This window comes from Pelomonas lactea (genome assembly GCF_043555885.1).
GTDB classification, from domain to species: domain Bacteria; phylum Pseudomonadota; class Gammaproteobacteria; order Burkholderiales; family Burkholderiaceae_C; genus Pelomonas; species Pelomonas lactea.
This window is the reverse complement of record NZ_JBIGHX010000008.1, coordinates 154,859-176,605: the sequence shown is the minus strand read 5'-3', so window position 1 is coordinate 176,605 and position 21,747 is coordinate 154,859. Positions and strand designations below refer to the sequence as shown.

The 21,747-nt window shown below is 70.7% G+C and carries 23 protein-coding genes; 11 read left to right on the top strand and 12 right to left on the bottom strand.

Going from position 1 to position 21,747, the window contains the following annotated elements; translation table 11 throughout:
• Positions 1-32: 32 nt before the first annotated feature.
• The 6 genes from ACG04Q_RS20390 to ACG04Q_RS20365 all read right to left on the bottom strand — a co-directional run bounded on the left by ACG04Q_RS20390 (position 33) and on the right by ACG04Q_RS20365 (position 7,288).
• Complete coding sequence (locus tag ACG04Q_RS20390) at positions 33-644, bottom strand: BON domain-containing protein (protein ID WP_394513177.1); 612 nt, start codon at positions 642-644, stop codon at positions 33-35.
• A 64-nt stretch (positions 645-708) separates the two neighbouring features.
• A complete protein-coding gene (locus tag ACG04Q_RS20385) occupies positions 709-1,245 on the bottom strand; it encodes a ferritin-like domain-containing protein (protein ID WP_394513176.1) in 537 nt (178 codons plus the stop codon).
• 112 nt (positions 1,246-1,357) lie between these two features.
• Positions 1,358-2,272 (bottom strand): VTT domain-containing protein, encoded by a 915-nt coding sequence (locus ACG04Q_RS20380; protein ID WP_394513175.1) that lies wholly within the window; start codon positions 2,270-2,272, stop codon positions 1,358-1,360.
• 100 nt (positions 2,273-2,372) lie between these two features.
• Positions 2,373-4,025, bottom strand: coding sequence for a hypothetical protein (locus ACG04Q_RS20375; RefSeq protein WP_394513173.1), 1,653 nt, complete (start codon positions 4,023-4,025; stop codon positions 2,373-2,375).
• Between the two features lie 5 nt (positions 4,026-4,030).
• On the bottom strand, positions 4,031-5,464 hold the full coding sequence (locus ACG04Q_RS20370) for a transglycosylase SLT domain-containing protein (protein WP_394513172.1): 1,434 nt from the start codon (positions 5,462-5,464) through the stop codon (positions 4,031-4,033).
• Between the two features lie 3 nt (positions 5,465-5,467).
• Positions 5,468-7,288: a hypothetical protein gene (locus ACG04Q_RS20365; protein ID WP_394513170.1), complete on the bottom strand. Its 1,821-nt coding sequence runs from the start codon at positions 7,286-7,288 to the stop codon at positions 5,468-5,470.
• A gap of 213 nt (positions 7,289-7,501) precedes the next feature.
• Here ACG04Q_RS20365 and modB point away from each other — a divergent pair, with 213 nt between their 5' ends.
• The 4 genes from modB to ACG04Q_RS20345 are packed head-to-tail and all read left to right on the top strand — an operon-like array spanning position 7,502 to position 10,414.
• Positions 7,502-8,188 (top strand): molybdate ABC transporter permease subunit, encoded by a 687-nt coding sequence (gene modB / locus ACG04Q_RS20360; RefSeq protein WP_394513168.1) that lies wholly within the window; start codon positions 7,502-7,504, stop codon positions 8,186-8,188.
• An 11-nt stretch (positions 8,189-8,199) separates the two neighbouring features.
• Positions 8,200-8,922 carry a molybdate ABC transporter substrate-binding protein gene (modA, locus tag ACG04Q_RS20355; RefSeq protein ID WP_394513167.1) on the top strand — a complete coding sequence of 241 codons (723 nt, stop codon included), beginning with the start codon at positions 8,200-8,202 and terminating at the stop codon, positions 8,920-8,922.
• Positions 8,919-9,620: a sulfate/molybdate ABC transporter ATP-binding protein gene (locus ACG04Q_RS20350; protein ID WP_394513166.1), complete on the top strand. Its 702-nt coding sequence runs from the start codon at positions 8,919-8,921 to the stop codon at positions 9,618-9,620. The genes modA and ACG04Q_RS20350 overlap by 4 nt, the downstream gene beginning before the upstream one ends.
• Entirely contained in the window at positions 9,617-10,414 is a 798-nt protein-coding gene (locus ACG04Q_RS20345) for a TOBE domain-containing protein (RefSeq protein ID WP_394513164.1), read from the top strand. Before ACG04Q_RS20350 ends, ACG04Q_RS20345 begins: the two co-directional genes overlap by 4 nt.
• 13 nt (positions 10,415-10,427) lie before the next feature.
• Here ACG04Q_RS20345 and ACG04Q_RS20340 read toward each other — a convergent pair whose 3' ends face one another.
• Together ACG04Q_RS20340 and cynS are read right to left on the bottom strand one after the other, a co-directional pair.
• On the bottom strand, positions 10,428-10,832 hold the full coding sequence (locus tag ACG04Q_RS20340; protein WP_394513353.1) for a YkvA family protein: 405 nt from the start codon (positions 10,830-10,832) through the stop codon (positions 10,428-10,430).
• Between the two features lie 135 nt (positions 10,833-10,967).
• Positions 10,968-11,411: a cyanase gene (gene cynS / locus ACG04Q_RS20335; RefSeq protein WP_394513163.1), complete on the bottom strand. Its 444-nt coding sequence runs from the start codon at positions 11,409-11,411 to the stop codon at positions 10,968-10,970.
• Positions 11,412-11,781: 370 nt separating this feature from the next.
• On the opposite strand from cynS, the gene ACG04Q_RS20330 reads away from it, so the two are divergent.
• The gene (locus tag ACG04Q_RS20330) at positions 11,782-12,837 is read left to right on the top strand and encodes a pirin family protein (RefSeq protein WP_394513161.1); all 1,056 of its coding nucleotides are present in this window, start codon (positions 11,782-11,784) and stop codon (positions 12,835-12,837) included.
• 26 nt (positions 12,838-12,863) lie between these two features.
• Here ACG04Q_RS20330 and ACG04Q_RS20325 read toward each other — a convergent pair whose 3' ends face one another.
• The 3 genes from ACG04Q_RS20325 to ACG04Q_RS20315 form a co-directional block, all read right to left on the bottom strand.
• Positions 12,864-13,652 carry a hypothetical protein gene (locus tag ACG04Q_RS20325; RefSeq protein WP_394513159.1) on the bottom strand — a complete coding sequence of 263 codons (789 nt, stop codon included), beginning with the start codon at positions 13,650-13,652 and terminating at the stop codon, positions 12,864-12,866.
• Positions 13,653-13,748: 96 nt separating this feature from the next.
• On the bottom strand, positions 13,749-14,396 hold the full coding sequence (locus tag ACG04Q_RS20320; RefSeq protein WP_394513158.1) for a response regulator: 648 nt from the start codon (positions 14,394-14,396) through the stop codon (positions 13,749-13,751).
• Positions 14,393-15,562 (bottom strand): PAS domain-containing sensor histidine kinase, encoded by a 1,170-nt coding sequence (locus ACG04Q_RS20315; protein WP_394513352.1) that lies wholly within the window; start codon positions 15,560-15,562, stop codon positions 14,393-14,395. Before ACG04Q_RS20315 ends, ACG04Q_RS20320 begins: the two co-directional genes overlap by 4 nt.
• A gap of 128 nt (positions 15,563-15,690) precedes the next feature.
• Between ACG04Q_RS20315 and ACG04Q_RS20310 the strand changes: the two genes are divergently transcribed.
• The 6 genes from ACG04Q_RS20310 (at position 15,691) to ACG04Q_RS20285 (ending at position 20,813) form a co-directional block, all read left to right on the top strand.
• Positions 15,691-16,701 carry a sulfate ABC transporter substrate-binding protein gene (locus tag ACG04Q_RS20310; protein ID WP_394513157.1) on the top strand — a complete coding sequence of 337 codons (1,011 nt, stop codon included), beginning with the start codon at positions 15,691-15,693 and terminating at the stop codon, positions 16,699-16,701.
• Positions 16,702-16,944: 243 nt separating this feature from the next.
• Complete coding sequence (gene cysT / locus ACG04Q_RS20305; RefSeq protein ID WP_394513156.1) at positions 16,945-17,811, top strand: sulfate ABC transporter permease subunit CysT; 867 nt, start codon at positions 16,945-16,947, stop codon at positions 17,809-17,811.
• Positions 17,812-17,884: 73 nt separating this feature from the next.
• Positions 17,885-18,766 (top strand): sulfate ABC transporter permease subunit CysW, encoded by an 882-nt coding sequence (gene cysW, locus ACG04Q_RS20300; protein WP_394513154.1) that lies wholly within the window; start codon positions 17,885-17,887, stop codon positions 18,764-18,766.
• Positions 18,766-19,824: a sulfate/molybdate ABC transporter ATP-binding protein gene (locus ACG04Q_RS20295; protein WP_394513152.1), complete on the top strand. Its 1,059-nt coding sequence runs from the start codon at positions 18,766-18,768 to the stop codon at positions 19,822-19,824. Before cysW ends, ACG04Q_RS20295 begins: the two co-directional genes overlap by 1 nt.
• A gap of 169 nt (positions 19,825-19,993) precedes the next feature.
• Positions 19,994-20,212: a TOBE domain-containing protein gene (locus tag ACG04Q_RS20290; protein ID WP_394513150.1), complete on the top strand. Its 219-nt coding sequence runs from the start codon at positions 19,994-19,996 to the stop codon at positions 20,210-20,212.
• A gap of 13 nt (positions 20,213-20,225) precedes the next feature.
• The gene (locus tag ACG04Q_RS20285) at positions 20,226-20,813 is read left to right on the top strand and encodes an RBBP9/YdeN family alpha/beta hydrolase (protein WP_394513148.1); all 588 of its coding nucleotides are present in this window, start codon (positions 20,226-20,228) and stop codon (positions 20,811-20,813) included.
• Between the two features lie 44 nt (positions 20,814-20,857).
• Here the strand turns inward: ACG04Q_RS20285 and ACG04Q_RS20280 are convergent, their stop codons facing one another.
• Positions 20,858-21,736: a dienelactone hydrolase family protein gene (locus ACG04Q_RS20280; RefSeq protein ID WP_394513146.1), complete on the bottom strand. Its 879-nt coding sequence runs from the start codon at positions 21,734-21,736 to the stop codon at positions 20,858-20,860.
• Positions 21,737-21,747: the final 11 nt, after the last annotated feature.

The following is a 21,747-nucleotide window of genomic DNA, read 5'->3' as shown; positions in this document are numbered from 1 at the left end:
CCCCCACCGGGCGGCGCGCAAGCGCGAGGGCGTCAGCGGGGGGCAGGCGCCTCGGCCGGGGCCGTGGCAACGACCGCGCCCGGCGGCGGCAGCGTCAGCCGGTTGTCCACGCCATGCACGCCCTGCGGGGCAGCGGCCAGCACGGTCGCACGGGCCTTGGCGGCGGCGTCGGGCGCCGGGCCGTCCAGCCGCACGATGCCGTTGGCGGTGCTGACCTCGATGCGCGAGGCGCTCAAGCCCGGGTCCACCGCCAGCGCGGCCTTGACCTTGGCGGTGATGCCGGCATCGTCGATGGCCGCGCCGACGCCGGTGACGGCATTGCGCGACGCGTCGACGGCCACGGCCTGCGTGTCGATCACGGCCTGCCCGGCCTGGCTGCCAGCGTCCCTCACGCTGGCGACAGCGTCGTCCAGCTGCGTGCCGACGGAGCGCGGGTCCTGCATCGCGACGACGGCCACCAGCGCGATGGCGGCACCGGCGCCCAGCGCCAACAGCCATGGCAGCACGTGGCTGCGGCGCCTGGGCTCCGTCACCACCACCGTGCGCGGGCGAGGCGCGGGGTCTGCCACGCGCACGGCGCCGTCCGGCGCGAGCAGCGCACGGGGCTCGCGGTCTCTGCGGGAGAAGGGATGGGTGAATCGCATGTCGGTCTCCATCGATGTGCATCAGCGGGCCACGCGCTGCGCGGCCCCGAGCCGGCCGCCCTGGCTACGCGCGCGTCATCCAGTCGCTCAGCTCATCGGCGTGCTCTTCCTCGTCGGCCAGGATGTCTTCCAGCAGCCGGCGCGTCGTCGAGTCCTTATCGGCGATGAGGTGGATCATCTGGCGGTAGCTCTCGACGGCCACGCGCTCGGCGATGAGGTTGGCGCGGATCATGCCCTTGAGGTCGTTCACCGCGTCGTAGTCCGCATGGCTGCGCCGCAGCAGTCCGTCGGGGTTGAAGTCGGGTTCGCCGCCCAGCTGCACGATGCGCTCGGCCAGGCGGTCGGCGTGGCTCAGCTCGGCATTCGCATGCACCATGAACTCGTCGGCAATGCTGGGCGACTCCAGCCCGCTGGCCATGAAGTGATGCCGGCGGTAGCGCAGCACGCAGGTCAGCTCGGTGGCCAGCGCGCCGTTGAGCAGCTTCACGATGTCGTCGCGCCAGGGGCCGTAGGCGGGCGTCACGGCGCCGTCGTCCAGGTCGCTGCGGGCGGCCTTCAGCGCGGCCTCGTCCAGGCGGAGGGGGGTGTGCTTTTCTGCCATGGGAATGTTCCTTGTGCGCGCCCGGCGGTCGCCGGGCCTGGGAACAACTCTCGCCGCGGCGTGCCAGCGGCGGCATCGGCAGCGTTCGCGGCGCGCTGTCGGACGGCGCCGACTACGCCGGCTCCAGCGCCAGCCCCGCCTGCACCCAGGCGTCGACACCGCCGCGCAGCACGCGCGCCTGGTAGCCCCGCGCCTTGAGCCACTGCGCGGCCCGCGCCGCCGACACGTCATTGGGGCAGGCGCAGTAGGTGACGAACTCCGCCTCCACGGGCCAGCCCGCCAGCGCGGCGTCACCCAGCGCGCCGAGGTCGAGGTGGCGCGCGCCGGGGATGCGGCTGGCCGGCGGGCCGCCGCGCACGTCGACGAACACGACCTGGCAGCCCTGCCGCTGCAGCGCCGCCACATCGGCCGGCTCCAGGCGCTCGAAGCGGTTCAGCTCGCGGCGCACCCGCGCGCGGTGCCACAGCCGCCAGGCCAGGTAGCCCGCCACGACGGCCACGCCCAGCGCCAGCGCGGCACCGCCCAGCTGGCTCAGCCCGCGCAGCAGCGCGTCGATCTGCGCGTGGAACACCCGGCCGGCCAGCAGGCCCGCACCCGCCCAGGCGGCCGAGCCCAGCAGGTTCCAGCTCAGGAAGCGCCCGGCGGGCATGCCCAACGCGCCGGCCAGCGGCGGCGCCAGCATGGACAGGCCCGGCACGAACTTGGCGATCAGCAGCGTCAGCACGCCACGGCGGGCGAAGCTGAGCTCGTTCTGGCGCACGCAGGTGTCCGGCGAGATGGAGACGACGCACAGCGCGCTCAGCACCCGCCGCCCGGCCCAGAACCACAGCGCGTTGGCCACCATGGCCGCGGCCGTGATGGCGACGAACGCGCGGAACGCGAAGCCGTCGCGCGTGGCCGACTCCGCGCCCAGCAGCAGCAGCAGCAGCGGCGTGGACGGCAGCGGCGCGCCGAGCTGGTGCAGCAGCACCGCGGCGGCCACGGCGACGAGGCCGTGGTGGGAGAAGAGGTCGGTGAGCAGGTCCATGGCAGCAGGTCGCCAGGATAGCCGTGTGCCCTTGTCCACGCTGGCAGCGGCCCATCGTTACGCCGCCGATCGCAGCACGGCGGCGTGTCCGGCGAATCGCCTACACGCCGAGATTCTTCAGCAGCAGTTCGCTCACCTGCCCCACGGGATAGAGGCCGTTGGCCGACATATGCCTGACCAGGGCCTCACGCGTCGCGGCGTCGAGCACGCCGGTCTGCGGTGTGCTCAACGCCGCCTGCATGGCCCGGATGCGCTCGGCACCGAGCTGGGCCTCGAGGCTGTTCAGCGTTGCGCTGGCGGCAGGCGTGCCGGAGCCCATCGCCTCGGGCAGCTTGGCGCCCACATGGACGATGTTGCCCAGCCCCATCAGCCAGTAGAGGCTTTGCGGCAGCTCGGGCAGACCGTGGCTGATCCACACGTTGAACAGCACATAGACCAGCGAAAACAGCGTGAAGGCCAGCATCTGGAAGCGCAGGATGTCGAACTCCCCGGTCTCTGCATCGGTGACCAGGTCCTTGCCCTTCGGGGCCGCTGCGGCATCCGCAGACGCGGGCTTGGCAGCTTCGACGGCCCGCGTCAGCACATGCGAGCCACCCACGATGCCCAGCAACTGCAGCACGTCGGGCCGCAGCTCCAGCATCACGCCGCTGCAATACCAAGAGAAGCACAGCGCGAACACCACCACCAGCGTCCAGCACAGGGTCTGGAAGCTGGTCAGGCTGAGGCGCCCGGTCTTGCCATGCTTGACGAGCTGGTCGAACAGCGTCAGCGGCCGCAGCGTCCCGCGCGACCACCCGGCGACGAGGTAGATCACCCCCAGCACCAGGATGCCGAACACGGCCCCCACCCAGCGCTGGGTCATCAGCACCTCCTGCCGCAGCTCGAGCACCGGCTGGCCATCGCTCCAGGCCATCAGCTTCAGCCGCACCGGCTCGCCCCAGACCGTCTGCCACCAGCCGGGTGAGTCACTCAGGCGCTTGCGCAGATCGCCGGGCAGCGTGGCGGACAGCGGGATACCGTCGTTCACCTCGCCTGCGCGCTTGGTGGGCAGGTCGACCACGCTGCTGCCGTTGAGCAGGCACAGCCGGAAATTCGCGTTGCCCAGGGCCGGGCCGGTGCCGCGCACCAGCAGAGGCACGGTGGCGCCGGGCGACACGCGGGCACTGGCCAGTTCGATCGACGCAGCCGGGATGTCGGGCGCCGCCTGCGGCAGCAGGGCCGAGTCGTTCAACACCACGCGCAGCGGCTGCGCCGCCGTGGCAACCCACTCCAGCCGCGCATTGGCGCCAAGGGTCCAGTTGCCGTCTTTCGCCTCCATCACGGCACCCCGCTTGACGACCATGGGCCCGGCGGGCTCCAGCATGGGGCGCAGGCTCACGCCGAGCTTGCCGTTCACCAACTGCAGCCGGTAGCGCCGGTTGTTTGAGGTGGCCACGATGGCGGCCTGGGGTTCGGCAGACTGCAGGCTTGCCTGGTTGTCCATCAGGTCGCCGAAGCGGAGATCCGGCGCGGCCACGGCCAGGTCTTCGGCCAGCGTGTTGCCATCCATACGCGGCTTGACGCTGCCGAGCAGCACGGGCCGCGCCGTCGTGGCCTGCAGCACGAGATCGGCCGGGGCGTCCGCCACGCTGATCTCGAGCAGGGCATTCGCACGGGCCGCAGCCTGCGGATTGCAACGATCGGCGGCGGCAGGCGCGAGGCTGGTGCCCAGCAGCAGGCCCAGCAAGGCCAGGATGGAGCGGCGGCATGGCATGGTGTTCAGCCCTTCAAGAGCTTCCAGAAGCTGGGAGCCCCGCCCACGAGGTCGGGCGGGGTGCTGTCGAAATAGGCGAAGCAATCGTTGAACCACTCGACGAAGCTGTCCACATGCGTGCGCGAACCGACGTACTGCGCAAACCGCCAGCGGTTGTCATGGGCCGGGCGCAGGCTGCCCGCGTTGTAGATGGCCGCCACCTGGGGCGGATCGAAGGCGGAGTGGCGCCTTTCGTTGGCGATGTAGGCGGTGCCGGCGTCGATGGAGTTCTCGGGTCTGACCAGCCAGGTCGCGTCTATCGTGGGGTCGCGCATCACCACGCGTGCCGTGTCGATCAGCGTCTGCATCAGCCCCACCGACCTGCGCCCGTCGGGCTCGACCCGGCTGGCCTCGGGGTCGCCGAGGCTCTCGGTACAGATGGTGGCGACGATCAGCTCCACCGGCACCTTGTTGCTGCGGGCCGACTGGCAGATGGCGCGGCCGAACTGCGTCCAGACGCGTGCGACGGTCTGCGGCTGGCCCCCCGTGCGCGGCAGCTCTGCGCCGAGCATGACGCCCCGGGGCGTCAGCTGCCAGCTCGCACCGCCGTTGTAGTTGTGCGGCTCCAGCAGCGGCAGGATGCGCACACCCATCGCCACCCGGGCGGCCTCGGACAGCGAGTCGGTCGTCGCCACCGCAGGCGCCGACGCTGCCGGCAGCGGCGCCGCAAAGCCGCCGCTACCGGCTGGAGCGGGCGCGCCCTGGCCGACATCCAGCACCAGGCCGAACTTGTCCAGGATGCGCTGCATCGGCGTGCAGACGCTGACGTTGAGCTCGGCCGTGGCACTCGTGCTGCCGATGTGCAGGCCCACGGCCCGCCCCTGGGCGTCCACCACCAGCGCGCCGCTGTCGCCACCTTGGGTGACCGCTTGCCAGCCGCCCAGGTTGCGGCCATAAAAAATCTGACCCCGCACCTTCATCGCGAACAGCGGCAAACCCGACTGCTCCAGCCGGTAGTCCAGCAGGATGCTGCCGTCGCTGGACTGCACCTCGGCCTCGACCAACTGCTGGCTCACCGCGCCGTAGACGCGCAAATCCATGCCGGGGAACGCGGACGGCGCCATGGCGACGGGCCGGAGCGCCTGAGCCACGGGCTGCCAGCCGGTGGCGAACTCGGGCCTCATTTCGGCGATGGCGGCGTCGATGAGCAGGCCGTCGGGCACCAGGCCGTTGATGGCAGTCCAGTCGACCAGTTCGGCGACCGGCTTCCAGCCGCCGCCCTCGTCCTCGGCCTCGATCAGGTCGCCCCGCCTGCCGAAGCCGCCGGGGTTGAGCACATGGGCGGCGCTGAGCAGGTAGCGCCTGGGGTCGGCCAGGTCACGCTGCCGCAGCACGCAGCCCAGCGTGCCGATCTCCTGAAGATCGGCGTGGCGGATGCGGGTGCCGGGGCCGATCTGCATGGCTCAACCGCACTTGCGTTTGTCTTGCAGCCGCTTGACCTCGGCCGCCGTGAACACGCCCTTGGTGTCGGGGCATTTGCTGGCCCGCTGGTTGTCCCCCAGCGCCGCGCGGAGCTGATTGAGATCGGTAACGGGCTCCTGGCCCAGCAGCCCGGCCAACTCGCGGACCTGCGCGGCGCTGAGGTCCGCGTCCTTGCCGTTGACGGCAATGTCAGCCTGGCCGTCATCACGCGCCGCCTTCTTTTTCAGCCCTGCGCGACAGCTTTGCAGCTCCGACGCCCCGAGGCTGTTCATGTAGTCCTCGTCGGGTGAGCCAACCCGCAGATTGCCCGCCCGGGCGACGATCGCGAACCCGTCTTCAGCCGAGCTGACCTTGCCGCTGAGCGCCCTGCTGAAGGCCTTGCAGGTCTGTGGCCCGACCTGGCCGTCAACGTCGATTTCCAGCTGCTGCTGCAGGTAGCAGGTCCGCGCGTGGCCAAGTTGCTCCAGGCCGTTGCAGAGGTTGGGGCGAGCCAGGCTCCTGCTCTCCTTGTCGCCGCTGAGTGGCGCCGCATCAACGCCGGCCTTGGCGGCCTCTACCGTCACGGTCACCGTCAGCGTGGCGCTCTGGCTGGCTGCATCGCGGACCTTGAAGCCGTAACTGCCGGCTTCCGTCTTGGTCTCCGCCGACACCAGCACCGCCCCACCTTCAGCGGACAGCTTCACCGTCAATCCCGGCACCGTCGACACGTCCACCCTGAAAGGCCTGGTGCCGCTCTTGATGAGGATCTCGGCGGGGGCGGTCTGGCCCGCCTTGATCTTCAGCGTGCTCTCCTCCAGCGCCAGCCCGGTCGCGAACTTGCTGATGTCGATGCCGCAGCCACCCAGGCCCGCGGCCACGCCCTCGAACTGACGGTCTATCGTGCCCTTGACCTCGGCGACGGCGCCCTGCACCTCGATGCGCGCGCCGCTGACGGCGCCCAGCGCAGCGCCCAGGCTGGCGTCGGGCTGAGACGCAGCGTCCGACGTGCGCGCCAGGCTTTGCTTCGTGCCCAGCCCGGGGATCGAGCTCTTCCCGGGCCCCACCACCAACTCGGCAATCGCCAGGCTTCCCGCCATCGCGTCGGTGTTGAACTGCGTCGCATAGGCCGCAAGGCCCTGGATGGCCGCGCGCAGGTTGGCCGGGTCGGCCTGCGTGGCCAGCAAGGCCTCGTCGAGGATGGTGCGGATGTCGTCGACCTTCTGCTGCAGCATGGCGCCGGCGCTATCGGCGCGTTGCTCCACGCTGGCGGCGCGCTGCTGCTGCTTGCGGGCTTCCTCAAGATCGCCCTGCAGCCCCAGCAACTCGGCCTGCAGCGCCTGCGGGCCGCTGCCCTCGCCCGGCGCCACCCGCGCCGGCCCCGCCAACTTCATGGCTTCGGCTGCCACCTTTACTGCAGCGTTCAGCTGGCCTCGTGCGTTGCGCACCAGGCCTCTTGCCTCCTTGCTCATGCGCAGCGGCTGCACCGCCGCCTTGGCGCAGACCAGCGCCTTCATGCCGTCCACGTAGATGCTGAGCCGCTTGGGATTGCTGTTCCAGCTGCCCAGCTGATAGGCCGTGGCGCTGCCCAGCCCCAGCACCCGGAACACGTCGCGGTGCGCGTCGGCAAGACCTGCTCCTATGGCCAGGGCGCTCACGCCGATCAACGCGGTGGACAGGCCCTGCTGCCGGCGCAACTCCTCGGTGATCTTGCCCTCGTAGGCGTCGTAGCTGCGGTCCGCGTAGCCGATGGCGTCTTCCAGCGAGCCCCCGGAGACATGGTTGGGCGGCGAGTGCCGGGTCGGCTCGATGTAGGGCAGATTCACGCAGGCGGACAAGCCACCCGCCGCCAGAACCATGGCCAGTTTCGTGCGATGCGAACCCATAACTCTTTCCCCAAGCGTGACAGCTGTTCAGACCTGACACGGGTTGTAACGAGGGATCAACCCGGGGGCATCGTCAATCGTGATGAGTGGCGCTGAGCGGCATCAGCGCCGACTCGCCCCAGCCAACGCGATGTAATCAACTACATTGCGAGAATGCCCACCGACCTCTGGACCCAGTTCGACGCCGCGCCGCTGGCGCTGACGCTGCGCGTGGCCGGCGTGGCCACGCTGCTGGCGCTGGCGCTGGGCGTGGCGCTGGGCTGGGTGTTCGCGCGCACCCGGCTGCCGGGCCGCGGCGTGCTGGAGGCCGTGTGCATGCTGCCGCTGGTGCTGCCGCCCACGGTGCTGGGCTACGGCATCCTGGTGCTGACGGGCCGGCGCAGCGCCCTGGGCGCCTGGCTGCGCGAGCACTTCGACTACACGGTCATCTTCCACTGGCACGGCGCCGTCATCGCGTCCACGCTGGTGGCGCTGCCGCTGGTGCTCAAGGGCGCCAGCAGCGCCTTCGCGCAGGTGGACCGCCACCTGGAGGCCGCCTCGCGCACGCTGCGCCAGTGCGCCTGGAGCACCTTCGTGCGCGTGACGCTGCCGCTGGCCTGGCCCGGCATCCTGGCCGGCACGCTGCTGGCGTTCGCCCGCGCGATGGGCGAGTTCGGCGCGTCGCTGATGGTGGCCGGCTCCATCCCCGGCCAGACGCAGACCGCCTCCATGGCCATCTACGACGCCGTGCAGGCCGGCCGCGACGACGTCGCGCTGCTGCTGGCCCTGATCGTGTCGGCCGTGTCGGTGGCCATCCTCGTGCTGTCCAACCGCTTCCTGCAACGCCCGCCCCCGCCATGATGAAACGCCTGATGGCCGCCCTCGCCTGCTCGCTGCCGCTGCTGGCCGCCGCGCAGCAGCTGACCGTCTCCGCCGCCGCCAGCCTGACGGACGCGTTCAAGGCCATCGGCGCGCGCTTCGAGGCGGCCAAGCCCGGCGTGACGGTGCGCTTCAACTTTGCCGCGTCGGGCGTGCTGGTGCAGCAGATCGCCCAGGGCGCGCCGGTGGACGTGTTCGCCAGCGCCGACCAGGACACCATGGACCGCGCCGCGGCGCAGAAGCTCATCGCGGCCGACACGCGGCGCGATGTCGCCGCCAACGCGCTGGTGCTGGTGGTGCCGGCCGACAGCGCCGTGCAGCGCGTGGCAGACCTGAGCGGGCCCGCCGTGAAGCGCATCGCCGTCGGCAAGGTGGCTTCCGTGCCGGTGGGCCGCTACACGCAGCAGGCGCTGGGCAGCGCGCAGCTGTGGTCGGCGCTCAGCCCCAAACTCGTCTTCGCCGACAACGTGCGCCAGGTGCTGGACTACGTGGCCCGCGGCGAAGTGGAGGCCGGCTTCGTCTACCGCACCGATGCCGGGATCGCGAAGGACAAGCTGCGCGTCGCGGCCACGGTGGGCGGTCACACACCCATCACCTACCCGGCGGCGGTCGTCGCGGACAGCCGGCAGCCGGCGCTGGCGCGCGAGTTCGTCGCCTTCCTTGGCAGCGCCGAGGCACAGGCCATCCTGGCGCGCCACGGGTTCGTCAAGCCTTGATCGACGTCCGCCTCCAGCTCTCGGTCAGCGACGCGCGCCGCCGCTTCGACCTGGACATCGCCTTCGCGACCGACGCGCCCGTCGTGGCGCTGTACGGCCCGTCGGGCGCCGGCAAGTCGCTGACGCTGCAGGCCATGGCCGGGCTGCTGCCGGTGCAGGCCGGCCATGTGCGGCTGAACGGCCGCGCGCTGCTGGACAGCGCCGCCGGCATCAACCTGCCGCCCGAGGCGCGCGGCGTGGGCTATCTGTTCCAGCACTACGCGCTGTTCCCGCACCTCAGCGTGCGCGACAACATCGCCTTCGGCCTGACGAGCTGGCGGCGGCGCCTGAAGGCCGACGACGCGGCACGCGTGGATGAGCTGATCGCGTCCTTCGGCCTGGCGGCGATGGCGGCCAGCAAGCCGGCCACGCTGTCCGGCGGCCAGCAGCAGCGCGTGGCGCTGGCGCGCGCGCTGGCCTGCCAACCGCAGGTGCTGCTGCTGGACGAGCCGTTTGCCGCGCTGCACAGCGCGCTGCGGCGCGAGTTGCGCGCGGAGCTGAAGCGCGCGTGCACGGAACGGGGCATACCGGCCGTGATGGTGAGCCATGACGTGGACGACGTGATCGAGCTGGCCGATGAGGCGCTGGTGTTCGACGGCGGCCGCATCACCGAGCACCTGCGCGCCGACGCGCACGACCTGCGGGAACGGCTGGGATGACGGCCCAAGACCACCCGCTGCTGCAGGGCGAGCTGCGCCTGGCCGGGCGGCTCGATGGCCGCTTCTTCGACCTGCTGGCCGCGCTGTCGCTGACCGGCTCGCTGCAGAAGGCCGCCAAGGCGGCCGGCTACAGCTACAAGGGCGCCTGGCTGGTGCTGGACGCCGCCGATGCGCTGACTCACGCGCCGCTGGTGGACAAGGCCACCGGCGGCGCGGGCGGCGGCGGGACGCGGCTGACGGCCGGGGGCCAGGCCTTGCTGGCCGCCTGGCGCGAGCTGCAGGCCCGCCACGCCGCCTTCCTGCACGAGCAGGCGGCCTGGCTGGCCACGCAACCGGCGCTGGATGCGCTGCTGAAGAGGATGAGCATGAAGACCACCGCCCGCAACCAGTTCTTCGGTCGCATCGCCGGCGTGAACCCGGGGCCCGCGACGACCACCGTGCGCATCGCGCTGGACAGCGGGCAGGAAGTGACCGCCTCGCTGACCACGCAGGCCGCGCAGGAGCTGCAGGTGCGCACCGGCCAGGAGGCGCTGGCGCTGGTGAAGAGCAGCGAGGTGGTGCTGGTGACCGACTTCGGCGGCTACCGGCTGTCGGCGCGCAACCAGCTGGCCGGCACCGTGTCGCGCGTGGAGCGCGGCGCGGTGTCGTCGCTGATCGGCCTGACGCTGCCGGGCGGCACGGTCGTCACGGCCAGCGTCACCAACGACGCGGCGGACGGCCTGGGGCTGGCCGCGGGCCAGCCGGCCACCGCCGTGTTCAAGGCCTATGCCGTGATGCTCGCGGTGCGCGACTGACGCCCGCGCTGGGTCAGGAGGCGCCGCGCGGCGCCAGGCCCAGCAGATGCCAGCAGGCGTAGCCCGCGGCCAGCCACAACAGCACGACAACGACGGCGCCGGCCCGGCTGCGGGGCTTGCGGCCATGGGCCGCCATCCAGCCATCGGCCTGCGCGCGGCAGTCGGCCAGCACCTGGGCCGGCAGCAGCCGGATGCACAGCCAGATCAGCGCCGGCAGCAGCAGCACGTCGTCGACATAGCCCAGCACGGGGATGAAATCCGGGATCAGGTCGATGGGGCTGAGCGCGTAGGCCACGACGATGACGCCCAACGCCCGGGCATGCCAGGGCGTCCCGGGGTGCCGGGCCGCGAACCACAGCGTCAGGCCGTCGCGCTTGATGCGCGCGGCCCAGGTCTTCAGCGTGCCGGCGATGCCCATGGAGCGCAGCATGCCACCGCCGCGAGCTGTGCCAGGCCACCAGCGGCGCCTGTCGAGTGGGGCAAGGCCGGACGCCAAGGCCTCCGGCCCTGGCACGGCGAAGCCGGCGAGGGCCGGGCCAATCAGCCGGGCCAATCAGTAAGTCTTGTACGGCAGGAACTTGCCGCTCATGACGATGCTGACGCGGTCGCCCATCGCGTTGGGCTCGCGCTGCAGGTCCATCTTGAAGTCGATGGCGCTCATGATGCCGTCGCCGAATTCCTCGTGGATCAGTTCCTTGAACGTCGTGCCGTAAACGCTGATGAGTTCGTAGAAGCGGTAGATCAGCGGGTCGGTCGGCACGCTCGTCGGCAGGCTGCCCTTGTAGGGCACGACCTTGAGCCACTGCGTCTCGGCCTCGGTGAGGTCAAAGGTCTTGGCCAGCTTGGCGGCCTGCTCGTCGTTGAAGGTCATCTGGCCCAGGCAGCCGGCGGTGACCCACTCCTTGCTGAGGCCGATGTCGGCGGCCACGTCGGCCCACTTGATGCCTCTGGCGACCTTGGTGGCGATGATTTTTTCGGTGACTGCGAGGCGGCTCATGCGGTGCTCCTGTGGAGGCGGGGTGTCGAGAGGGGGCTTCGGCCGCTTCGGGCAGGCCGCGGAGGACATCCGGGCGCAAATCGGGCGCGCGACGTGCTCGTGGGGTTGGCAGCGACTGTAGGAACCGACGCGCGGCCGCGGAATCGTGGAAGTGAGCGAGTTTTTGTAGGGGGCGCACTACAAGGGGCTGCCTGCACACCAGCGCTGGCAACGGTGGAATGGTCAGGTCTGGCCATCCAGGCGGGCTGCATCCCGCGGACGCACCGCCCGCACCCGCCCCGTGAAGCGCCAGCCCGGCACTGGCATCATGGCCGGCTTCCCCCGGACTTCGGCACACCGCACTCGGCGGCGCAAGCGCCCGTCACATCACATGCCCTACCCCGACACCCTGCTCTCCGTCGCCCCGCTGGGCATGCCCTGGGACACGCTCGATCCCTTCCTGTTCTGCGTGCATCACGACGACGCCTACCCGCCCGGCAACGGCCGCTACGGGCCGGATGCCGCGTTGTTGAAGGGCCGCCAGATCGGCTCGGATTTCTCGGGCAAAGCGGGCTGGAGCATGTACCACGGCCAGCAGGTGCCGGGCTTTCCGGCCCATCCGCACCGCGGCTTCGAGACGGTGACCATCGTGCGGCAGGGTCGCATCGACCATGCCGACTCGCTGGGCGCCGCCGCGCGCTTCGGCGGGGGCGACGTGCAGTGGCTGACGGCCGGCCGGGGCATCGTGCATGCGGAGATGTTCCCGCTGCTGCGCACCGACCAGCCCAACCCGCTGGAGCTGTTCCAGATCTGGCTGAACCTGCCGGCGGACAGCAAGATGGTGGCGCCGCACTTCACGATGTTCTGGTCGCAGGACATCCCGCGGCACCGCTTCGTCGATGAGGCCGGGCGCGCGACGGACGTGGTCTGCATCGCGGGCGCCCTGCCCGTCCCCGACGGCGTCCTGTCCCCGCTGTCGCCGCCGCCGGATTCGTGGGCCTCGCGGCTGCACGCGGACCTGGCCATCTGGACGCTGCGCCTGGCTCCCGGCGCACGCTGGGTGCTGCCCGCCGCGATGGGCGACGGCACGCGCCGCAAGCTCTATTTCTTCGCCGGCTCGCGCCTCGCCGTGGACGGCCAGCCCGTGGCCGTGCGGCATTCGATGGAATTGCGGGCCGGTGCCGCGGTCACGCTCGTCAACGAAGGCGCCGACGCCGCGGAGCTGCTGATGCTGCAGGGCCGACCCATCGGCGAGCCGGTCGCGCAATACGGCCCGTTCGTCATGAACACGGAGCAGGAGCTGCGCCAGGCCTTCGAGGACTACCGCCGCACGCAGTTCGGCGGCTGGCCCTGGCCCGACCCGGCGCCGGTGCACGGCGACAGCGCCGACCGCTTCGCGCGGCACGCGGACGGCCGCACCGACCGGTTCCCGCCGCAGGAGGCCTGAGCCCCTCGGCTCGGCCGCTCAGCGGCTCATCGGCCCACGGCCTTCGTGATGCGCACGCTGACCTCGCCCGCGCCGGCAAACACATGGCGCGACTGCTGGCCGATGCGGATGTCGTGCACGCCGGTGATCATGCCGGTGGAGATCACGTCGCCCGCCTTCAGCACCGTGCCCTGCTGCGCCCGCTTGTTCAGCGTGAAGGCGAGCGCGCCCAGCGGGCCGGCCTTGATGTTGACCTTGCCGGTGCCGACCGAGGCGCCATCGATGAAAGTCTCGACGTCGATCGTTTCCAGCTCGCGCCAGTTGGCAATCTCGGCGCCGACGACGACGCCCCAGTTGTTGCCGAAGTCGGAGATCACCGCGCCGGGGCCGACGTCGTTCAGCGTGGCCAGCGGGCTGCTGGCCACTTCCACGCCGATGTGCATGGACTTGACGAAGGGCGCGACGGTGTCGGCCGTCCAGTCGGCCTTGCCGGCCGGACCGTCCTGCGCAACGACGATGACCACCTCGGCCTCGACGGCCGCGAAGCCGCCCTCGAACACCGGGCAGGCGGCCGTGCCGCCGGCCTCGACATGGTGGACGTTGGGCGCGAAGGCCGGGCCGATTAGGCGTTCCTCGGGGAACTGCGTGGCGAACGCCGGGTTCACGCGGGCCACCTTCCAGCCCTTGACGGCGTCGGGCCAGCGGGCGATGGCGGCGGCCTGAATGGCGTAGGCCTCGGCCAGCGTGGCGGGCGGCGTGCCGGGGTAGGCGTCAAGGGAACGGCCGGCGGCGCGGGCGGTGGTGAAGGCTTCGGCGATGGCTTGGGTGGCGCTCATGGAACTCTTTCTGTGCGCCAGCCGGCGCGGTGTTGCATGCGGCCGGCAATGTAACGCGCAAAAACGGAACGCGGTTTTACTTTTTTGAAAGCAGGCCTATCCCGCCTGCTCCCGGCGCACGGCGAACAGTGCCAGCTCCACGTCGTTGCGCACGCCGAGCTTCTCCAGCACGCGGGCCCGGTAGGTGGACACCGTGTTGGGCGACAGCACCAGCTGCCCGGCGATCTCGCCGACGCTGCGGCCGGCGGCCAGCAGCTGGAAGACCTGATGCTCGCGGTGCGACAGCGTCTCGTGCAGCGGCTGCTCGTGCTGCGGCGTGCGCCCGCCCGCGCCGATGGCGCCGGCCAGCTGCTCGGCCACGCTGGGCGTGATGAACAGCTTGCCGCGCGCCACGCTGCGCACGGCGTCGATCATCTGCTCGCTGTCGGCGCTCTTGTTCAGGTAGCCGGCGGCGCCCAGCTTCAAGCTGCGCACGGCGTACTGGCGGTCGGGGTAGGTGGACAGCATCAGCACCGGCAGCCGGGGGAACTCGGACTTCAGCGCCTTCAGGACGTCCAGCCCGTCGCGCTGCGGCATGGCGATGTCCAGCAGCACGACGTCCGGCGGCGCAGCCCTCACCTGCTGGATGGCCTCGGGCCCGTTGGCCGCCTCGCCGACCACGCGGATGTCCGCGGCCTCGGCCAGCACCTGCTTGATGCCCTGGCGCACGATGAGGTGGTCGTCGCAGATCAGAACTCGAATCACGGTGCCGTCTCCAAGGGCATGACCAGTCGCACGGTGGTTCCGCACCCCGGATAGCTCTCGATGCCGAGGCGCCCGCCGAAGTGCGCGGCCCGCTCGCGCATGCCCAGCACGCCGTAGCTGCGCGGATCGTCCAGCGCCTCGGGCACCGCGCCCACGCCGTCGTCACGCACCTGCAGGTACAGCACCGGCGCGGGCGGCGCGTCCACGTCGATGCGGATGGCGACCCGGCGCGCCCGCGCATGCCGGGCCACGTTGGACAGCACCTCCTGGAAGATGCGGAACACGGCAATGGCCAGGCCCCCTTCGGGCGGCGCGACGCCGGCGGCAACATGCATCTTGAAGTCGACCTCGCGCTCGTCGCTGCCGGCTTGCTGGAACTCCTGTGCCTGCCACTCCAGCGCGGCCCACAGGCCCTGGTGGTCGAGGATGCTCGGGCGCAGGTCCGTGATGATGCGGCCCACCGAATCGACCGCCGTGTCCACCAGGTCGCCCATGCGCTGGCACTTGGCCACCATGGGCTCGCGCTGGCCGGGGTCACCGACGCGGCGGGCCAGCCAGTCCACGTCCATCTTCAGCGCCACGAGCAGCGAGCCCAGTTCGTCGTGCACCTCGCGGGCGATGCGCTTGCGCTCGGCCTCGCGGGCGGCCTCCAGGTGGTGGGCCAGCTCGCGCAGCTGGGCGGTGCGCTGTGCCACGCGCTGCTCCAGCTCGTCATGACTGGCGCGCAGCGCGGCCTCGGCCTGGCGGCGGGCGGAGATGTCGACGAAGGTGACGACGGCGCCCTGCACCTGGCCATGCTCGATGACCGGGTAGCTCGAATACTCCGCCGGGAAGGCGCTGCCGTCGGCCCGCCACAGCACCTCGTCGGCGATGCGGCAGGGCTCGCCGCGGCGGAAGGCGTTGAAGATGGGGCAGGCGCACTCGGGGTAGTGCGCGCCGCTTTCGCGCGAGTGGTGGATGAGCTGGTGCATGTTGCGCCCCAGCACCTCGTCGGTGCGCCAGCCCAGCTGATCGCAGGCGGCGCGGTTCACGAAGGTGCAACGGCCGGCCATGTCGATGCCAAAGATGCCCTCGCCGGTGCTTTCCAGCAGCAGCGTCAGGCGGCGATGGGCCGCTTCAGCCGCCAGCGGCGGGTCGGTCAGCGTGGGCAGCACGGGCGAAGGCATGGTCATGCAGCCAGCAAGCGGCGTGCCACCGATTGGTGCATTCCGAATAAGGAAATAAGCAAACTGTCGTTTGGCGAATAAGGGACTTGGGGCACCCTCTCGGCTTTGCTTCCACCGATGGTCACGACATGTCCCTCTCCCTGCTGACCCGCCGCACCGCCTTGGCCCTGCTGACGGCCTCCGCCTCGCTGCCAGCGCTGGCCGCCGACCCGACGCTGCTGAACGTCTCCTACGACGTGGCCCGCGAGCTGTACAAGCAGATCAATCCGGCCTTCATCGCCGCCCAGAAGGCCAAGGGCGTGACCGTCGCCGTGAACCAGAGCCACGGCGGCTCCAGCAAGCAGATCGGCGCCGTCATCGGCGGCCTGGAAGCCGACGTGGTGACGATGAACCAGGCCACCGACGTGGACCAGCTCGCCACCAGCGGCCTCACGCCCGCCGACTGGCGCAGCCGCTTCCCCAACGCCGCTGCGCCCTACTCGTCGACCATGACCTTCCTGGTGCGCAAGGGCAACCCCAAGGGCATCAAGGACTGGGCCGACCTGGCCCGCCCCGGCGTGCAGGTCATCCTGCCCAACCCCAAGGTGACGGGCAACGGCCGCTACAGCTACCTGGCCATCTGGGGCAGCGTCATCGCCAATGGCGGCACCGAGGCCCAGGCGCGCGAGCTGGTCACCAAGGTGCTGACCAACGTGCCCGTGCTGGACGGCGGCGGCCGCGGCGCGACGACCACCTTCACGCAGCGCGGCATCGGCGACGTGCTCGTCACCTTCGAGGCCGAGGTGGAACTGATCGAGAACGAATTCGGCAAGGGCCAGTTCGAGCAGGTCAACCCCAGCATCTCCATCGAGACCGATGCGCCCGTGGCCATCGTCGACAAGGTCGCCGCCAAGAAGGGCACGGCCGCGCTGGCCAAGGCCTACCTGGACTTCCACTGGAGCCCGGAAGCGCAGGAAATCATCGCCAGGAACAACTTCCGCCCGCGCGACCCGGCCATCTTCAAGAAGCATGCGCAGCGCTTCGCCAACATCAAACTGTTCACGGTGGACCAGACGCTGGGCGGCTGGGCCAAGGTCAGCAAGCAGCACTTTGCGGACGGCGGCTCGTTTGACCAGGTGATGGCGGGCATCAAACGGTAGAGACTGTTGGCCCCTCGCCCAGCTTGCCGCGCTGAACGCGGGCAAGCCGGTCTGGGACCACGCCGCGGCTTGCGCCGCAGCGCTTCCGCAGGCACATCGAGCCCACTGGGCTCCATGTGTCCAGCCTCAGCCCCCGAGGGGATGGCGATGCTCGCGGCGTTAAGCCGCTCGCACATCGCCCACGCGGGCCGGCTTGGGGCGGCCCGGCGCTCGGCCCGCAAATGCAAAACCAAACACAACAACATGGCTTCCTTCTCCCTGGGTAGACGCCGCGTGCTCCCCGGCTTTGCGCCGACGCTGGGCTTCACGCTGTTCTACCTGTCGCTGATCGTGCTGATCCCGCTGGCCGCGGTGTTCCTGAAGTCGTCGGGCCACGGTTTCGACGCCTTCTGGGCCGCGGCCACGTCGCCGCGTGTCGTCGCGTCGTACAAGCTCAGCTTCGGCGCGTCGCTGATCGCCGCGCTCATCAACCTCGTGTTCGGGCTGATGCTGGCCTGGTGCATCGTGCGCTACGAGTTCCCGGGCAAGAAGCTGGTCGATGCCCTCATCGACCTGCCCTTCGCGCTGCCCACTGCCGTCGCCGGCATCGCGCTTACGGCGCTGTACGCGCCCAACGGCTGGGTCGGCTCGCTGTTCGCCCCGGGCGGTGCGCTGGCCTTTCTGTTCGGCCCCGAGGGCCTCAAGATCGCCTTCACGCCGCTGGGTGTGCTGCTGGCGCTGATCTTCATCGGCCTGCCCTTCATCGTGCGCACCGTGCAGCCGGTGCTGGAGGACATGGAGACCGAGCTGGAAGAAGCCGCCGCATCGCTGGGCGCGCAGCGCTGGACGACCTTCCGCTTTGTCGTGCTGCCCACGCTGCTGCCGGCGCTGCTGACCGGCTTCGCGCTGGCCTTCGCGCGCGCCGTCGGCGAGTACGGCTCGGTGATCTTCATCGCCGGCAACATCCCCATGGTCAGCGAGATCACGCCGCTGATGATCATCTCCAAGCTGGAGCAGTACGACTACGTCGGCGCCACCGCCATTGCGGCCGTCATGCTGATCGTCAGCTTCGTGCTGCTGCTCATCATCAACGGGCTGCAGGCCTGGACATCGAAGCGAGGTGCCCGATGAGCCCCCACGTTCACTTCGTTCACTGCCCCCCGAGGGGGCTGGCCTCCCTTGGGGCGGCCCGGCGGGAGGCCCGATGACCACGACCCTCCATCTCGCGCCGGCCCGTGCCCGCGCCAAGTATCAGGACAACCCCGCCACGCGCGAATCGCCGCTGGTGCGGTTCACGCTGCTGACGCTGGCATTGGGCTTCTTCGCCATCTTCCTGCTGCTGCCGCTGGTGGCCGTGTTCACCGAGGCGCTGCGCAAGGGCTGGGAGCTCTACTTCTCGTCGCTGGCCGACGCCGAAACGCTGTCGGCCATCAAGCTCACGCTGACGGCGGCGGCCATCGCCGTGCCGCTGAACCTCGCGTTCGGCGTCAGCGCGGCATGGCTGATCGCCAAGCATGAGTTCCCGGGCAAGCAGTTCCTGATCACGCTGATCGACCTGCCGTTCTCGGTGTCGCCCGTCGTGGCGGGCCTGATGTACGTGCTGGTGTTCGGCGCCAACGGCTGGTTCGGCCCCTGGCTGCAGGAACACGACGTGAAGATCATCTTCGCCGTGCCCGGCATCGTGCTGGCCACCGTGTTCGTGACCTTCCCCTTCGTCGCCCGCGAGCTCATTCCTCTGATGCAGGCCCAGGGCAAGGACGAGGAGGAAGCCGCCACGGTGCTGGGCGCCAGCGGCTGGCAGACCTTCCGCCGCGTCACGCTGCCCAACATCAAGTGGGGCCTGCTGTACGGCGTGATCCTGTGCAACGCGCGCGCCATGGGCGAGTTCGGCGCGGTGTCGGTGGTGTCGGGCCACATCCGCGGCCTGACCAACACGCTGCCGCTGCACGTCGAGATCCTCTACAACGAATACCAGTTCGCCGCCGCCTTCGCCGTGGCCTCGCTGCTGGCGCTGCTCGCGCTGGTGACGCTGGTGATCAAGCAATTCGTCGAGTGGCGCGCGAGCCAGTCGGCCAAGGAAGAGTGATGGGCATCCAGGTTCAAAACATCCACAAGCGCTTCGGCAACTTCACCGCCCTCGGTGACGTCAGCCTGGACTTCCCGCGCGGCGAACTGGTCGCGCTGCTGGGCCCGTCGGGCTGCGGCAAGACGACGCTGCTGCGCATCATTGCCGGCCTGGAGCAGGCCGACACGGGCCGCGTGCTGCTGGACGGCCAGGATGCCTCCGACACCCACGTGCGCGAGCGCCAGGTCGGCTTCGTGTTCCAGCACTACGCGCTGTTCCGCCACATGACGGTGTTCGACAACGTCGCGTTCGGCCTGCGCGTGAAGCCCCGCAAGCAGCGCCTGCCCGAAGCAGAGATCAAGAAGCGCGTGACCGAACTGCTCAAGCTCGTGCAGCTGGACTGGCTGGGCGACCGCTTCCCACCGCAACTCTCCGGCGGCCAGCGTCAGCGCATCGCCCTGGCCCGCGCGCTGGCCGTGGAGCCGCGCGTGCTGCTGCTGGACGAACCCTTCGGTGCGCTGGACGCCAAGGTCCGCAAGGAGCTGCGCCGCTGGCTGCGCCGGCTGCATGACGAGCTGCACATCACCAGCATCTTCGTCACGCACGACCAGGACGAGGCCCTGGAAGTGGCCGACCGCATCGTGCTGATGGACCACGGCCGCGTGGAGCAGGTCGGCACGCCGCAGGAGGTCTACGAGCGCCCGGCCACGCCCTTCGTCTACGGCTTCCTCGGCGCGGTGAACCGCTTCGTCGGCCACTCGCGCGGCGGCGTGCTGCACATCGGCGAGCACCAGCTGCCGCATGCCGGCGCGCATGGCGAGGGCGAGGTGCAGGCCTATGCGCGGCCGCATGAGCTGCAGATCCTGACGGACGAGTCGGCGCACGGGTTGTCTGCGACGGTCGAGCGCGTGCTGTCGTTCGGCGCCAGCGCGCGCGTCGAGCTGATCGGGCCGGACGGGCAGCCGCTGGAAGCGGAGCTGACGCGCGACGAGGCGGAGGCACTGCGCCTGCAGGGCGGCCAGCGCGTGAAGCTCAGCGCGGCCAGGCTGAGCCTGTTCGAGGCGGGCGCCGGCATCTGAAGCGCACCTTGCTGCGCCACGACAGGCAGCCCGGGCGGGCTGCCTTTCTTTTTTACGGCGACGCGTTCCAACGCGCTTAGTCGCTCCCCGCATGCACGCTGCGAATTGATTCGTTCCCTGACCTGACGGCGCTGCGCACACTGAAGACTCCCTATCCAGGAGTCTGAGCATGACCATCACCGCCATCAACGTCCGCAACCAGTTCCGCGGCACCATCAAGGAGATCATCGAGGGCCCGGTGGTCTCCGAAGTCGACGTGCTGACCCGCGGCGGCGATGTCGTCACCTCCGTCATCACGACGCGCTCGGTGAAGGACCTGGGCCTGGAGGTGGGCCGCGAGGTCGTCGCCCTGGTCAAGTCCACCGAGGTGTCCATCGCCACGCTCTGAACCGGAGACGGCCATGCCCTACAGCGCCCCTCGCGTCCTCATCATCCCGGGCCTGCACGACAGCGGCCCAGCGCACTGGCAGACCTGGCTGCAGGGCCAGTACCGCGACGCCCGCCGCGTCACGCAGCGCGATCCCAGCCGCCCCGAACTGGAGCGCTGGGCGGAGCGCATCCAGCGCACGCTGGAGGTCGCGGGCCCGGGCGAATGGCTGGCCGTGGCGCACAGCTTCGGCTCGCTGGCGCTGGCCAAGCACTTGGCCGACCACCCCGGCTCGCCCATCCGCGAAGCGCTGTTCGTCGCGCCGGCCGAGCCGGACAAGTTCGGCCTCGCCGAAGCCCTGCCCCACCACCGCCTGCCGCGCCGCTCGCGACTGCTGGCCAGCAGCAACGACCCGTGGATGAGCGCCGCCAGCGCGGCCCGATGGGCGTACCGCTGGGGCGCCAGCTACAGCAACCTCGGCCCTGTGGGCCACATCAACGCGGAGGCCGGCTTCGGGCCCTTGCCGGTGGCCAAGAGCTGGGTCGACGCAGCGCGGGCACGCCATGCGGCAGAGCAGCGGCCCCGGCACGCCGAATTCCGCGAGTGGGCGTTCGCGATCTGACGCAGAACAAGGGCCCGGGAGCCGCTTGAAGCGGCTCTTTTTCGTCAGCCCAGCGCTGACTTGAACACCGCCAGCGTCCGCTCCCACGCCAGCGCCGCCGCCGCTGCGTCGTAGCGCGGCGTCGTGTCGTTGTGGAAGCCGTGCTGCGTGCCGGCATAGCTGTGCTGCTCGTAGCGCACGCCAGCCGCCTTCAGCGCCGCCTCGTAGGCCGGCCACGCGGCGTTGATGCGCTCGTCGCTGGCCGCGTGGTGGATCAGCAGCCGCGCCTTGATGCGCGGCACGTCCTCCAGCGCCGGGGCGCCGCCGTAGAACGGCACCGCCACGGCGACCTCGGGCAACTGCGTGGCGATGTGGTTGGCCAGCGTGCCGCCGTAGCAGAAGCCCACGACGCCGACCTTGCCGTTGGCGTCTGCCAGCGTCAGCAGCCCACGCCCGCCGGCCACGACGTCGGCGCGGGCTTTGGCCGGGTCCAGTTTCTGGAACAGCGCGCGGGCGTCGTCCTCGTTGCCCGGGTAGCCGCCCAGCGGCGTCAACGCGTCGGGCGCATAGGCCACATAACCCGCCAATGCCACGCGGCGCGTGATGTCCTCGATGTGCGGGTTCAGGCCGCGGTTCTCGTGGATCACCAGCACGGCCGGCAGCTTGCCCGTCGCCCCCGCCGGCTTGGCCAGATAGCCCTTCACTTCGCCATTGCCGTCCGGTGACGCAAAGGCCTGGCGGCGCGTGACAAGGCGCGCGTCATCGGGTCTGACCTGTTGCGCAGCGGCGAAGTTGGGGCTCAGCGCCGCCAGCAGCGCGGCGGCACCGGCCGGGCCGCCGGCAAAGCGCGCCGCCTGGTCCAGAAAGCCGCGGCGGCTCAGCTCGCCGTGCACGTAGCGGTCGAACAGCGGCCAGGCCTGGGGCGGGATGTCATCGCGGGTCATGCGAACTCCTT

What these genes read in the sequence shown, in the direction of transcription:
- ACG04Q_RS20390 (WP_394513177.1), bottom strand. Translation starts at nt 644, where the DNA reads ATGCGATTCACCCATCCCTTCTCCCGCAGAGACCGCGAGCCCCGTGCG.
- ACG04Q_RS20385 (WP_394513176.1), bottom strand. Translation starts at nt 1,245, where the DNA reads ATGGCAGAAAAGCACACCCCCCTCCGCCTGGACGAGGCCGCGCTGAAG.
- ACG04Q_RS20380 (WP_394513175.1), bottom strand. Translation starts at nt 2,272, where the DNA reads ATGGACCTGCTCACCGACCTCTTCTCCCACCACGGCCTCGTCGCCGTG.
- ACG04Q_RS20375 (WP_394513173.1), bottom strand. Translation starts at nt 4,025, where the DNA reads ATGCCATGCCGCCGCTCCATCCTGGCCTTGCTGGGCCTGCTGCTGGGC.
- ACG04Q_RS20370 (WP_394513172.1), bottom strand. Translation starts at nt 5,464, where the DNA reads ATGCAGATCGGCCCCGGCACCCGCATCCGCCACGCCGATCTTCAGGAG.
- modB (WP_394513168.1), top strand. Translation starts at nt 7,502, where the DNA reads ATGCCCACCGACCTCTGGACCCAGTTCGACGCCGCGCCGCTGGCGCTG.
- modA (WP_394513167.1), top strand. Translation starts at nt 8,200, where the DNA reads ATGGCCGCCCTCGCCTGCTCGCTGCCGCTGCTGGCCGCCGCGCAGCAG.
- ACG04Q_RS20345 (WP_394513164.1), top strand. Translation starts at nt 9,617, where the DNA reads ATGACGGCCCAAGACCACCCGCTGCTGCAGGGCGAGCTGCGCCTGGCC.
- ACG04Q_RS20340 (WP_394513353.1), bottom strand. Translation starts at nt 10,832, where the DNA reads ATGGGCATCGCCGGCACGCTGAAGACCTGGGCCGCGCGCATCAAGCGC.
- cynS (WP_394513163.1), bottom strand. Translation starts at nt 11,411, where the DNA reads ATGAGCCGCCTCGCAGTCACCGAAAAAATCATCGCCACCAAGGTCGCC.
- ACG04Q_RS20330 (WP_394513161.1), top strand. Translation starts at nt 11,782, where the DNA reads ATGCCCTACCCCGACACCCTGCTCTCCGTCGCCCCGCTGGGCATGCCC.
- ACG04Q_RS20325 (WP_394513159.1), bottom strand. Translation starts at nt 13,652, where the DNA reads ATGAGCGCCACCCAAGCCATCGCCGAAGCCTTCACCACCGCCCGCGCC.
- ACG04Q_RS20315 (WP_394513352.1), bottom strand. Translation starts at nt 15,562, where the DNA reads ATGCCTTCGCCCGTGCTGCCCACGCTGACCGACCCGCCGCTGGCGGCT.
- ACG04Q_RS20310 (WP_394513157.1), top strand. Translation starts at nt 15,691, where the DNA reads ATGTCCCTCTCCCTGCTGACCCGCCGCACCGCCTTGGCCCTGCTGACG.
- cysT (WP_394513156.1), top strand. Translation starts at nt 16,945, where the DNA reads ATGGCTTCCTTCTCCCTGGGTAGACGCCGCGTGCTCCCCGGCTTTGCG.
- cysW (WP_394513154.1), top strand. Translation starts at nt 17,885, where the DNA reads ATGACCACGACCCTCCATCTCGCGCCGGCCCGTGCCCGCGCCAAGTAT.
- ACG04Q_RS20295 (WP_394513152.1), top strand. Translation starts at nt 18,766, where the DNA reads ATGGGCATCCAGGTTCAAAACATCCACAAGCGCTTCGGCAACTTCACC.
- ACG04Q_RS20290 (WP_394513150.1), top strand. Translation starts at nt 19,994, where the DNA reads ATGACCATCACCGCCATCAACGTCCGCAACCAGTTCCGCGGCACCATC.
- ACG04Q_RS20285 (WP_394513148.1), top strand. Translation starts at nt 20,226, where the DNA reads ATGCCCTACAGCGCCCCTCGCGTCCTCATCATCCCGGGCCTGCACGAC.
- ACG04Q_RS20280 (WP_394513146.1), bottom strand. Translation starts at nt 21,736, where the DNA reads ATGACCCGCGATGACATCCCGCCCCAGGCCTGGCCGCTGTTCGACCGC.